Annotated in this window: 10 protein-coding genes; all 10 read left to right on the top strand. The window is 51.3% G+C overall.

Annotated elements, in window-relative coordinates:
• Window positions 1-1,437, top strand: a complete 1,437-nt coding sequence (gene cpsB, locus PUZ33_RS17595) for a mannose-1-phosphate guanyltransferase (RefSeq protein ID WP_000084309.1) — start codon at window positions 1-3, stop codon at window positions 1,435-1,437.
• A 110-nt stretch (window positions 1,438-1,547) separates the two neighbouring features.
• The gene (cpsG, locus tag PUZ33_RS17590; RefSeq protein ID WP_013097871.1) at window positions 1,548-2,918 is read left to right on the top strand and encodes a colanic acid biosynthesis phosphomannomutase CpsG; all 1,371 of its coding nucleotides are present in this window, start codon (window positions 1,548-1,550) and stop codon (window positions 2,916-2,918) included.
• A 46-nt stretch (window positions 2,919-2,964) separates the two neighbouring features.
• The gene (gene wcaJ / locus PUZ33_RS17585) at window positions 2,965-4,359 is read left to right on the top strand and encodes an undecaprenyl-phosphate glucose phosphotransferase (RefSeq protein ID WP_014832616.1); all 1,395 of its coding nucleotides are present in this window, start codon (window positions 2,965-2,967) and stop codon (window positions 4,357-4,359) included.
• 1 nt (window position 4,360) lies between these two features.
• A complete protein-coding gene (wzxC, locus tag PUZ33_RS17580) occupies window positions 4,361-5,839 on the top strand; it encodes a colanic acid undecaprenyl disphosphate flippase WzxC (protein ID WP_058681412.1) in 1,479 nt (492 codons plus the stop codon).
• A 17-nt stretch (window positions 5,840-5,856) separates the two neighbouring features.
• Window positions 5,857-7,137, top strand: coding sequence for a colanic acid biosynthesis pyruvyl transferase WcaK (gene wcaK, locus PUZ33_RS17575; protein ID WP_062676686.1), 1,281 nt, complete (start codon window positions 5,857-5,859; stop codon window positions 7,135-7,137).
• Window positions 7,134-8,354, top strand: a complete 1,221-nt coding sequence (wcaL, locus tag PUZ33_RS17570; RefSeq protein WP_020690194.1) for a colanic acid biosynthesis glycosyltransferase WcaL — start codon at window positions 7,134-7,136, stop codon at window positions 8,352-8,354. Before wcaK ends, wcaL begins: the two co-directional genes overlap by 4 nt.
• Window positions 8,355-8,366: 12 nt before the next feature.
• Entirely contained in the window at window positions 8,367-9,758 is a 1,392-nt protein-coding gene (gene wcaM, locus PUZ33_RS17565) for a colanic acid biosynthesis protein WcaM (protein WP_058681410.1), read from the top strand.
• Window positions 9,759-9,933: 175 nt separating this feature from the next.
• Entirely contained in the window at window positions 9,934-10,830 is an 897-nt protein-coding gene (galF, locus tag PUZ33_RS17560) for a GalU regulator GalF (protein ID WP_013097865.1), read from the top strand.
• A gap of 476 nt (window positions 10,831-11,306) precedes the next feature.
• Window positions 11,307-12,563, top strand: a complete 1,257-nt coding sequence (locus tag PUZ33_RS17555) for an oligosaccharide flippase family protein (RefSeq protein ID WP_058681409.1) — start codon at window positions 11,307-11,309, stop codon at window positions 12,561-12,563.
• Window positions 12,556-13,536 carry a glycosyltransferase family 2 protein gene (locus PUZ33_RS17550; protein ID WP_058681408.1) on the top strand — a complete coding sequence of 327 codons (981 nt, stop codon included), beginning with the start codon at window positions 12,556-12,558 and terminating at the stop codon, window positions 13,534-13,536. Before PUZ33_RS17555 ends, PUZ33_RS17550 begins: the two co-directional genes overlap by 8 nt.
• The last annotated feature ends 32 nt before the right edge of the window (window positions 13,537-13,568 follow it).

Genomic DNA, 13,568 nt, shown 5'->3' with positions numbered 1-13,568 from the left:
ATGAGTCAAACCACGTTGTATCCGGTTGTGATGGCAGGTGGCTCTGGTAGCCGGTTGTGGCCGCTGTCCCGCGTGCTCTATCCAAAACAGTTCCTCTGCCTGAAAGGGGATCTCACCATGCTGCAAACGACGGTTAACCGTCTGCAGGGTGTGGAGTGTGAAAGCCCGGTGGTGATTTGTAACGAACAGCACCGCTTTATTGTTGCCGAGCAGCTGCGCCAGCTGAACAAACTCACAGAAAACATCATTCTGGAGCCTGCCGGACGAAATACCGCCCCAGCCATTGCCCTGGCGGCGCTGGCGGCAAAACGCAGCAGCCCGGATTGCGATCCGCTGATGCTGGTCCTGGCGGCAGACCACGTCATTCAGCAGGAAGAGGCGTTCCGCGACGCAGTGCGGGCGGCCATTCCTTACGCAGAAAGCGGCAAGCTGGTGACCTTCGGCATCGTGCCGGATCTGCCAGAAACCGGCTATGGCTATATCCGCCGCGGCAGCGTGACGCCGGGCGAAGGCGACAGCGTGGCGTTTGACGTGGCGCAGTTCGTTGAGAAACCGAATCTGGAAACCGCGCAGGCCTACGTTGCCAGCGGTGAATACTACTGGAACAGCGGTATGTTCCTGTTCCGCGCCGGTCGCTATCTGGAAGAACTGCAAAAGTATCGTCCGGATATCCTGAGCGCCTGCGAAAAAGCCATGAACGTGGTGGATCCGGATCTCGACTTTATTCGCGTCGACGAAGCCGCTTTCCTCGCCTGCCCGGAAGAGTCCATTGACTATGCGGTGATGGAGCGCACGGCGGATGCGGTGGTGGTGCCGATGGATGCAGGCTGGAGCGATGTTGGCTCCTGGTCCTCCCTGTGGGAGATCAGCGCGCATACCCCGGAGGGTAACGTCCATCACGGTGATGTGATTAGCCACAAAACCGAGAACAGCTACGTCTACGCCGAATCCGGCCTCGTGACCACGGTGGGGGTGAAGGATCTGGTGGTCGTCCAGACCAAAGACGCCGTGCTGATTGCCGACCGTAACGCCGTGCAGGACGTTAAAAAGGTGGTAGAGAAGATCAAAGCCGACGGTCGCCACGAGCACCATATTCACCGCGAAGTGTACCGGCCGTGGGGCAAATACGACTCCATCGATGCGGGCGAACGTTACCAGGTGAAGCGCATTACCGTGAAGCCGGGCGAAGGCCTGTCGGTACAGATGCATCACCATCGTGCCGAGCACTGGGTGGTGGTGGCGGGTACCGCCAAAGTGACCATCGACGGTGAAGTGAAACTGCTCGGTGAAAACGAGTCAATTTATATTCCGCTGGGGGCGACACACTGTCTGGAAAACCCAGGGAAGATACCTCTCGATTTAATTGAAGTGCGCTCCGGCGCGTATCTGGAAGAGGACGATATTGTCCGTTTCCAGGACCGCTACGGTCGGGTGTAACCACTTCGCATCATGCCCGGTGGCGCTGTGCTTACCGGGCCTACGAATGAATAAAAAATATTTTGCCTGTTAATTGGGCGGGCCAACTGTTGCCTGAAAAAGGGGTCATGATGGAAAAGTTAACCTGTTTTAAAGCCTACGATATTCGCGGCAAGCTGGGCGAAGAGCTGAATGAAGACATTGCGTGGCGCATCGGTCGCGCGTACGGCGAATACCTGAAACCGAAAACTATCGTGCTGGGCGGTGACGTGCGTCTGACCAGCGAATCCCTGAAGCTGGCGCTGGCGAAAGGGCTGCAGGACGCGGGCGTGGACGTGCTGGATATCGGCCTTTCCGGTACCGAAGAGATCTATTTTGCCACCTTCCACCTGGGCGTGGACGGCGGGATTGAAGTCACGGCCAGCCATAACCCGATGGATTACAACGGCATGAAGCTGGTGCGCAAGGGTGCGCGCCCTATCAGCGGCGATACCGGCCTGCGCGACGTGCAGCGTCTGGCGGAAGCCAACGACTTCCCGCCGGTGAACGAGTCTGCACGCGGCAGCTACAAGCAGATCGATCTGCGTAAAGAGTACATCGATCACCTGCTGGGTTACATCAACGTGGCGAACCTTAAGCCGCTGAAGCTGGTCATCAACTCCGGCAACGGCGCGGCGGGCCCGGTGGTGGATGCCCTGGAAGCCCGCTTTAAGGCGCTGAACGTGCCGGTGACCTTCGTCAAGGTACACAACACCCCGGATGGCAACTTCCCGAACGGTATCCCGAACCCGCTGCTGCCAGAATGCCGCGACGACACCCGCAATGCGGTGATTGAACACGGTGCGGATATGGGTATCGCCTTTGACGGCGATTTCGACCGCTGCTTCCTGTTCGACGAGAAAGGGCAGTTCATCGAGGGCTATTACATTGTCGGCCTGCTGGCGGAAGCGTTCCTCGAGAAAAATCCGGGGGCGAAGATCATTCATGACCCGCGTCTCTCCTGGAACACCGTTGACGTGGTGTCAGCGGCAGGCGGCACGCCGGTGATGTCCAAAACCGGTCACGCGTTTATTAAAGAGCGTATGCGCGAAGAAGACGCCATCTACGGCGGCGAGATGAGCGCCCACCACTACTTCCGCGATTTTGCCTACTGCGACAGCGGGATGATCCCGTGGCTGCTGGTGACCGAACTGCTGTGCCTGAAAGGTCAGACCCTGGGCGAGCTGGTGCGCGACCGTATGGCGGCCTTCCCGGCAAGTGGAGAGATCAACAGCAAACTGGCACAGCCGGCTGAAGCCATTGCCCGCGTGGAGCAGCACTTTGCTATTCACGCGCTGGAAATTGACCGTACCGACGGTATCAGCATGGCGTTCCCGCAGTGGCGCTTTAACCTGCGCTCGTCCAATACCGAGCCGGTGGTGCGCCTGAACGTGGAATCCCGCGCCGACACCGCGCTGATGGAAGCCCGAACGAAGGACATTCTGGCGCTGTTGAATCAGTAATATTTGCCCCTCCCGGTGGGAGGGGAAACCGAATACAGGAACAACGATGACGAATCTAAAAAAGCGCGAACGAGCGAGAACGAATGCATCGTTAATCTCTATGGTGCAGCGTTTTTCTGATATCACCATCATGGTCGGCGGATTGTGGGCGGTGTGTTGGATCAGCGGGCAATCGTTCTTATACATGCACCTGCTGATGGCACTGATTGCGCTGGTCGTGTTTCAGATGATCGGCGGGATGACGGATTTCTATCGTTCGTGGCGTGGCGTCAAGATGACCACCGAACTGATGCTGTTGCTGCAGAACTGGACCTTAAGCCTGATCTTCAGCGCGGGCCTGGTGGCGTTCAGCCATGATTTTGATAATCGTCTGGTGACGTATCTGTGCTGGTATCTGTTAACCAGCGTCGGCATGGTGGTTTGCCGCTCCCTGATCCGCTTTGGCGCGGGCTGGTTGCGTAACCGTGGTTACAACCGCCGCTATGTCGCCGTTGCTGGCGATCTGCCGGTGGGCCAGGTGCTGCTTGATAGCTTCCGCAAAGAGCCGTGGTTAGGTTTTGAAGTGGTTGGGATCTACCACGACGCGAAACCGGGTGGCGTGCCGTCGGACTGGGCGGGCAACTACGATCAGCTTATTGACGATGCGAAAGCGGGCAAAATTCACAACGTCTACATTGCCATGCAGATGAAAGAGGAGTCCCGCATTAAGAAACTGATGCGCGACCTGGCGGACACCACCTGTTCCGTGATCCTCATTCCGGACGTCTTTACCTTCAACATTCTCCATTCCCGTATCGAAGAGGTGAACGGTGTACCGGTAGTGCCGCTGTACGACACGCCGCTGTCAGGTATCAACCGTGTTCTCAAACGCCTGGAAGACATTGTGCTCTCTTCACTGATCCTTCTGCTGATCTCTCCGGTGCTGTGCTGTATTGCCCTGGCGGTGAAGCTGAGCTCTCCCGGGCCAGTTATCTTCCGTCAGACGCGCTACGGCATGGACGGTAAGCCGATTATGGTGTGGAAATTCCGCTCCATGAAGGTGATGGAGAACGACAAAGTGGTGACGCAGGCTACGCAGAACGATCCGCGCGTGACCCGCGTGGGGAATTTCCTGCGCCGCACCTCGCTGGACGAGCTGCCGCAGTTTATCAACGTCTTTACCGGCGGTATGTCGATTGTCGGGCCACGTCCGCATGCGGTTGCCCATAACGAGCAGTACCGTTCGCTGATTGAAGGCTACATGCTGCGCCATAAAGTGAAACCAGGCATTACCGGCTGGGCGCAAATCAACGGCTGGCGCGGTGAAACCGACACGCTGGAAAAAATGGAAAAACGCATTGAATTCGACCTTGAGTACATCCGTGAGTGGAGCCTCTGGTTCGATATCAAAATTGTTTTTCTGACCATCTTCAAAGGTTTCGTGAACAAAGCGGCGTACTAAGATGAGCTTACGTGAAAAAACCATCAGCGGCGCCAAGTGGTCAGCGATGGCGACTATCGTCATCATTGGCCTGGGGCTGGTGCAGATGACCGTGCTGGCGCGCATTATCGATAATCATCAGTTCGGTCTGCTGACCGTCTCGCTGGTGATTATCGCGCTGGCCGACACGCTGTCTGACTTCGGTATCGCCAACTCGATTATCCAGCGCAAAGAGATTAGCCATCTCGAGCTGACCACGCTCTACTGGCTGAACGTGGGGCTGGGGATGTTTGTTTTTGTGCTGGTGTTCCTGCTGAGCGATGTGATCGCCAGCGTGCTGCACAACCCGGATCTGGCACCGCTGATGCGCACGCTGTCGTTTGCCTTTGTGGTGATCCCGCACGGGCAGCAGTTCCGCGCGCTGATGCAAAAAGAGCTGGAGTTCAACAAGATCGGCATGATTGAAACCAGCGCCGTGCTGGCGGGCTTTACCTTCACGGTGGTGAGCGCCCATTTCTGGCCGCTGGCCATGACCGCCATTCTGGGGTATCTGGTGAACTCTACCGTGCGTACGCTGCTGTTCGGTTACTTTGGCCGCAAGATCTACCGCCCGGGGCTGCATTTTTCCCTGGCGTCCGTCTCCTCGAATCTGCGCTTTGGCGCCTGGCTGACGGCCGACAGCATCATCAACTACGTCAACACCAACCTTTCCACGCTGGTGCTGGCGCGCATTCTGGGGGCGAGCGTTGCAGGGGGCTATAACCTGGCCTACAACGTTGCGGTCGTCCCGCCGATGAAGCTCAACCCGATTATCACCCGCGTATTGTTCCCGGCGTTCGCCAAAATTCAGGACGACACTGAAAAGCTGCGCGTCAACTTCTACAAGCTGCTCTCCGTGGTCGGCATTATTAACTTCCCGGTACTGCTGGGTCTGATGGTGGTGTCGAGCAACTTTGTGCCGCTGGTATTTGGCGAGAAGTGGAACAGCATCATCCCGATCCTGCAGTTGCTCTGTGTGGTGGGGCTGCTGCGCTCCGTGGGTAACCCGATTGGCTCCCTGCTGATGGCGAAAGCGCGCGTGGATATCAGCTTTAAATTCAACGTATTTAAAACCTTCCTGTTTATTCCGGCAATTATCGTCGGCGGACACATGGCGGGCGCCATTGGCGTCACGCTGGGCTTTCTGCTGGTGCAAATCATCAACACCGTGCTGAGCTACTTCATCATGATCAAGCCGGTGCTGGGCTCCAGCTACCGTCAGTACATCCTGAGCCTGTGGCTGCCGTTTTATCTCTCCTTGCCGACCCTGGTGGTGAGCTACGGTCTGGGCGTGCTCCTGAAGGGCCATTTGCCGCTGGCCGCGCTGCTGGCAGTGCAGGTTGCCGCGGGCGCGCTGGCGTTTGGGGTGATGATTGTGCTGTCACGCAATGCGCTGGTGGTGGAGATGAAGCGCCAGTTTTGCCGTAACGAAAAAATGAAAACGCTGCTTCGCGCAGGCTAGTTATTTAAGAGGCCATTATGAAATTATTAATTCTTGGCAACCATACCTGCGGCAACCGTGGCGACAGCGCCATCCTGCGCGGTTTACTGGATGCAATTAACACCCTTAAGTCTGAGACAGAAGTGGACGTGATGAGCCGTTACCCGGTCAGCTCATCCTGGTTACTGAACCGCCCGGTGATGGGCGACCCGCTCTACAGCCAGATGAAACAGCACAATAACGCTGCGGGCGTGATGGGACGCGTGAAGAAAGTGTTGCGTCGCCGCTACCAGCATCAGGTGCTGCTTTCTCGCGTAACCGACACCGGCAAGTTGCGCAACATCGCCATCGCGCAGGGCTTTACCGATTTCGTGCGTTTGCTTTCCGGCTATGACGCTATTATTCAGGTAGGCGGTTCGTTCTTTGTCGATCTTTACGGCGTGCCGCAGTTTGAGCATGCCCTCTGTACCTTTATGGCGAAGAAGCCGCTGTTTATGATTGGTCACAGCGTCGGGCCATTCCAGGAACCTCAGTTCAACCAGTTGGCAAACTATGTGTTTGGCCACTGCGATGCCCTGATTTTGCGTGAGTCAGTCAGCCTCGACATGATGAAGCGCAGCGAGATCGACACCTCGAAAGTCGAGCACGGCGTGGATACCGCGTGGCTGGTGGATCACCAGGACGACAGCTTCCAGCCGAGCTACGCGGTGCAGCACTGGCTGGACGTGGCGGCAAAACAGAAAACCGTCGCCATTACCCTGCGCGAGCTGGCACCTTTTGATAAGCGTTTAGGTACGACTCAGGCCGCCTACGAGAAGGCCTTTGCCGAGGTCGTTAACCGCGTGCTGGACAGCGGTTATCAGGTGCTGGCGCTCTCCACCTGTACCGGTATCGATAGCTACAACAAGGATGATCGCATGGTGGCGCTTAACCTGCGCCATCTGGTGAACGATCCGTCCCGGTATCACGTGGTGATGGACGAACTGAACGATCTGGAGATGGGCAAACTGCTCTCAGCCTGTGACCTGACCGTGGGTACCCGTCTGCACTCTGCCATCATCTCGATGAACTTCGGCACGCCGGCCATTGCCATCAACTATGAGCACAAGTCTGCCGGGATTATGCAGCAGCTGGGGATGCCGGAAATGGCCGTGGATATCCGTCATCTGCTGGATGGCTCGCTCGGCGCAATGGTGGGCGACACCCTTGGGCAAATGCCCGCCGTGAATGAGCGCCTGGCCGTGGCAGTGAAAGCTGAGCGCGAAAAGGGAATGGGGATGGTGAAGTCTGTGCTTGACCGCGTGCGGGAGGGGAAATGAAGGTTGGTTTCTTCTTACTGAAATTTCCACTGTCGTCTGAAACCTTTGTACTCAATCAAATCACCGCGTTTATCGATATGGGATATGACGTGGAAATTATCGCCCTGCAAAAGGGCGATACGCAAAACACCCATGCGGCGTATACCCAGTATGGGCTGGAGGCGAAAACCCGCTGGCTGCAGGATGAGCCATCCGGAAAAGTGAACAAGCTGCGCTACCGTGCCAGCCAGACTTTACGCGGGCTCCATCGCGCGTCGACCTGGCGAGCGCTGAACATCTCCCGCTATGGCGCGGAGTCGCGCAATCTGATCCTGTCGGCCATCTGTGGGCAAACGGCGCAGCCGTACCGCGCTGATGTCTTTATCGCCCACTTTGGCCCGGCAGGGGTGACCGCAGCCAAACTGCGCGAGCTGGGGGTGATTGACGGGAAGATTGCCACGATCTTCCACGGCATTGATATCTCCAGCCGTGAAGTGCTGAACCACTACACGCCGGAGTATCAGCAGCTGTTCCAGCGCGGCGACATGATGCTGCCCATCAGCGACCTGTGGGCCGGACGCCTCAAAAAGATGGGTTGCCCGGGCGAGAAAATCACCGTCTCGCGGATGGGGGTGGATTTGGCGCGCTTTACCCGACGTCCGGTCAAGGTGCCGGGTAAACCGCTGCAGATTATCTCTGTTGCCCGACTGACCGAGAAAAAAGGGCTGCATGTGGCGATTGAAGCCTGCCGCCAGCTCAAGGCGCGCGGGGTGGATTTCCGTTATCGCATACTCGGTATCGGCCCGTGGGAGCGTCGTCTGCGTACGCTTATTGAACAGTATGAGCTGGAAACGCACGTGGAGATGCCGGGCTTTAAGCCGAGCCACGAGGTGAAGGCCATGCTCGATGAAGCCGACGTGTTTCTGCTGCCGTCCGTTACCGGCGCCGATGGCGACATGGAAGGCATACCGGTGGCGCTGATGGAGGCGATGGCGGTGGGGATTCCGGTGGTATCGACCCTGCACAGCGGGATCCCGGAGCTGATCAAGTCTGACCATTCCGGCTGGCTGGTCCCCGAAAATAACGCCATGGCCCTGGCCGATCGGCTGGCCGCGTTTAGCGATATCGACCAGCAGGCGCTGGAGCCCGTGCTGCACAATGCCCGACAAAAAGTCGAGGCAGATTTTAACCAGCAGGTGATCAATCGCCAGTTAGCGAGCCTGCTGCAAACGTTGTAACGCCGAGGTTGTATGCTGAAAAAGATTACCCGACGCAGCTTTGTCTCTTCTCTGTCCGTCCTGGCGGCAATGCCGCTGCTGTCGTCCCGCGTTGCGCGGGCGGCAACCGGCAAGACGGTCTCTGTAAATCAGTACAATAACAACGACTGGATCGCCGCCTTTAAGCAGGCGTTTAACGAAGGCGACACCGTCGTTGTGCCTGCAGGGCTCACCTGCAAAAACATCAACACGGGCATTTTCATTCCTGGCGGCAAAACGCTGCTGATTCGCGGGGCGTTAACCGGCAATGGCCGGGGGCGCTTTGTTCTGCAGGAGGGCAGCAAAGTCATCGGTGAGGGCGAAGGCCGTACCGAAAATATTACCCTTGACGTTCGTGGCTCTGACTGTGTCATCAAAGGGCTGGCGATGAGCGGATTTGGCCCGGTAACGCAAATCTACATTGGCGGCAAAAAGCCCAGCGTGATGCGTAATCTGGTCATTGATAACATCCGCGTGAGCCAGGCCAATTACGCCATCCTGCGCCAGGGGTTTCATAACCAGGTGGATGGCGCCCGCATCACCAACAGCAAATTCAGCCACCTGCAGGGCGATGCGATCGAGTGGAATGTGGCCATCAATGACCGCAATATTCTGATCTCCGACCATGTGATCGACAACATCAACTGCACCAACGGGAAGATTAACTGGGGGATTGGTATTGGCCTTGCGGGCAGTACCTACGACAACGACTACCCGGAAAAACAGACCGTGAAGAACTTTGTGGTTGCCAATATCACTGGCAGCAATTGCCGCCAGCTGGTGCACGTTGAGAACGGTAAACACTTTATTATCCGCAATATTAAGGCCAAAAATATTACGCCTGATTTCAGTAAAAAGGCGGGAATAGACAATGCCACGGTAGCAATTTATGGCTGTGATAATTTCGTTATTGATAATGTCGATATGGTCAATAGTGCCGGCATGTTAATCGGTTACGGCGTGATCAAAGGTGACTACCTGTCGATTCCGCAGAACTTCAAGCTTAACGATATTCGTCTGGATAATAGCCAGCTTGCCTATAAGCTGCGCGGCATACAAATTTCATCCGGTAATGCGACCTCGTTTGTGGCCATCACCAACGTCGAGATGCAGCGCGCGACGCTTGAACTGCATAACAAACCTCAGCACCTTTTCTTACGCAATATCAACGTGATGCAGGAAGCAGCAATCGGACCCGCGCTGAAGCTGAACTTCGACCTGCGTAAGGATGTGCGGGGTAAGTTTATGGCGAAAGACGAGACGTTGCTGTCGCTGGCAAACATCAAAGCAGTGAATGAGAAAGGGCAGAGCTCGGTGGATATTGACCGGGTGGATCAGCATGTGGTGAATACGGAACGGCTGAATTTTGCGCTGCCGCACAGATAATCGTCAGTGGGCTTTTTGCGACTATTCCTGGCACGGAATCGCATTCTATTCAGATTACAACTACTGTAATTTGTGGTGCTAAGGCGTAATATCATTACAGGATTACGGCAAATCATACTGGCGAAAACAGGTTTAAGAGCTATAATTCGTCAACCATTTTAAGGTGGAAGAAATAATGATTAATTTGAAAGCAGTCATTCCGGTAGCAGGACTGGGCATGCATATGCTGCCAGCCACAAAAGCCATTCCTAAAGAGATGCTACCGATCGTCGACAAGCCGATGATTCAATACATCGTCGACGAGATTGTTGCTGCAGGGATCAAAGAAATCGTTCTGGTTACGCACTCGTCCAAGAATGCGGTTGAAAACCACTTCGACACCTCTTACGAACTCGAAGCGCTGCTGGAGCAGCGTGTTAAACGTCAACTGCTGGCGGAAGTGCAGTCCATTTGTCCTCCTGGCGTGACCATCATGAACGTGCGTCAGGCGCAGCCGCTGGGCCTGGGCCACTCCATCCTGTGTGCTCGCCCTGTCGTGGGCGACAACCCGTTTATCGTGGTCCTGCCGGATATCATCATCGATACCGCTTCTGCGGATCCGCTGCGCTATAACCTGGCGGCGATGGTGGCGCGTTTCAACGAAACAGGCCGCAGCCAGGTGCTGGCGAAACGCATGAAAGGCGATCTGTCCGAATACTCTGTTATCCAGACTAAAGAAGCGCTGGAGACAGAAGGGCAGGTGAGCCGCATCGTTGAGTTCATCGAAAAACCGGATCAGCCGCAGACGCTGGATTCTGACCTGATGGCGGTTGGTCGTTATGTCCTGAACGCGGATATCTGGGCCGAGCTGGAAAAAACCGAACCAGGCGCCTGGGACCGTATCCAGTTGACCGATGCCATTGCCGAGCTGGCGAAAAAGCAGTCTGTTGACGCGATGCTGATGACCGGTGAGAGCTACGACTGCGGTAAGAAGCTGGGCTACATGCAGGCGTTTGTGAACTATGGGCTGCGCAACCTGAAGGAAGGGGCGAAGTTCAGAAGCCGTATTGAGAAGTTGTTAGCTAACGACTGATTTTATCTTACTTGATTTGCACAAGCGGCAGTCATCATTTGGGTATGTTGAAACATAACCAAAATGGTAGCTGCCGTTTTTTGTTATTAATTCTAATGATAACATGGATTTATCTGATTTAAATCTGGTCAGATTTGTAACGATTTGTGCTTGTTTCTGAGGTCATTTAGGACGACAATTAACGGCAGTTTTTGCAGTTGTCCAGCGCCAGTAGAGTTCGGTGTCGGACTTCAACAAATGGAACATTTCACCCTCGTTCAGTGCACTGGTAGCTGTTAAGCCAGGGGCGGTAGCATTCCTCTTTTCCCTAAATTTTACAAAAATCGCCTCGTAAATAGACTTTAAATTAGCTTTTCAACAAAAGTAATAATATTTTGTTAGTTATATTGCGAAACTAATTACAGAGGAAAATCATTATTTTATGATTAATCTTTTATTATATGTGATTAAATTTTCTTAAAACTAAAGAGAAGTAAATGACAGGACTAAAAAAAAATATATTTTCGCTTTTTATACTACAGGGCTCAAATTATCTCATTCCGCTCATTATTTTCCCTTATCTGGTCAGAGTGTTAGGGCCTGCAGAATACGGGGAAATAGGGCTGGCAACCAGTGTTATTCAATATTTTTGCCTATTTATTGATTTCGGATTTAACCTCACAGCATCAAAAGCGATAGCAGTAAGTAGCAAAACAAAAGAAGAAATTAGCGCTATATTTTTTAAAACCATGCTAGCTAAAGCTGTCTTATTGTTATTATCTATCAGTTTGGTTTTTTTCCTTTCATACAGGGTTGAGCAATTTCACATTATTAAGCCTTTGCTGCATATATTATCCTTACAGCTAGTAGGAGCGATGTTGTTACCCGTTTGGTTTTTCCAGGGCGTTGAAAAAATGTCCTCTGTTACGATAAGTTATATTTTAGCAAGAGGGTTGAGTATCCCCTTGACATTTATCTTTGTTCAAGAGCCGAACGATATTAATATTGCGGCTTTAATTCAGGGAGGAACGGCTTTCGTAGCAGGAGTAATATCTATTTATTTTGTTTATAAAACTAACTATGTTGTTTTGAAATGTAGATTTCGAATATCTGAAATCGTTGGCACGTTAATTCAATCAACGCCAATATTTATCGGAAGTATTGCCATGAGTTTATACACAATGAGCAATCCATTTATATTGGGAATGGTGAGTCATGTTGAGCAGGTAGGTATATATATCGCTGCTGATAAATTAAGGCAGGCTTTAATGGGCGCTTTCTTGATTCTGGGTGGTGCTTTATATCCAAGAGTTAATGCTCTTTTCAAAGAATCTAGAGAGGCTGGATTTTCTTTTGTTAAAAAGATAATTCTGATACAAGGTGGTTTAGCTTTAATTGCGAGCATAATGTTTTATTTATGCTCGGCATATATTTCAAACATTATGCTTGGCAGAGAATTTGACGAATCTATCATGATTCTAAAATTAATGTCTCCAATGATAATTTTGATAGTATCATCTGTAATTTTATGCAACTATGTGCTTTTACCTCTCGGCCATAATAAAATTTATGCAAAGCTTCCTATTTTTACAGGTTTATTGCATTTATCATATGCTATTCCTCTTTGTTCTTTATATGGTGCATCTGGAGCATCATTGTCTATACTTATTACAGAAACCCTTACCTTTATTTTGCTATTAATAATTACATTAAAAAAAGGTTATCTGAAAAAAATATGGAAAAGCCATGAGTGATATTACATTAAGTATTATAATACCATGCTACAATGTTGAAAGTTATATAAAGGAATGTTTAGACTCTGTATTTATTCAGTTGGATGTGAAAACTGAAGTTATCATTGTTAATGATGGTTCTACTGATTGCACAAAGAATATTATTAAATCTTTATGTGCAGGTAAGAAAAATATAAAAGTAATAAATCAACTCAATGCCGGGCTATCAGGTGCCAGAAACGCTGGTTTAAAAATAGCACAAGGAGAATATATTGCATTTTTGGATGGTGATGATGTTCTTTTTCCAGAGTACATAAACGAGGTTTCGAATGCTATCTTAGAATTCAGACCTGATATCATTGAGATAGATGCATATCGGTTTACTAAAGAATCTACTGAGGCTTTTAATTTATGCTCCTACTCAGGTCAAAAAGTAATCAATAAAAAAATGGATTTGATGCCTGTGTTTGAGTTCAATCAATGGTATGTTTGGGGTAGAATTTACAGTAAAAAAATTATTAGCTTTGAATACTTTGAAGATGGGCGAAGATATGAAGATATAATGTTTACTCCTTATCTTTATCTTAAGGCAAAGGTTATTTATAGCATAAACAAACCATTGATTGGTTATAGACACACTCCTAATAGTATAACTAAGAGCGTAAAAGAATGTGATTATCTTGATATAATATACGCATTGCAAAAGTTTAAGAAATATACAAATAAACAGGTTGATACCGATATAAAAATCCTTTTGCTTAATTCGAGAGTACGTACATTTAGTTATCTCAAATTTATTAGTAACAATGTTTACGGATACTTTAAAACTTTAGAACAAACAAAACTCATTGCAAACGACATTTTAAATGATAACAGTTCTGTGGATGTAAAATATAGAATAAAACGGTCAAAATTGTTAACTATAAGATATTATCGCATGTCAAGTACATTTTCATGGTTAAAAAAGAAATTAAACACCCTATTCAATTCATAATTTTCTTTTTGTATATGTAAAGCCATTAAATC

Source organism: Enterobacter cloacae complex sp. 2022EL-00981 (genome assembly GCF_028737495.1).
Classification (GTDB): domain Bacteria; phylum Pseudomonadota; class Gammaproteobacteria; order Enterobacterales; family Enterobacteriaceae; genus Enterobacter; species Enterobacter cloacae.
This window is presented reverse-complemented; position numbering and strand designations above follow the sequence as displayed.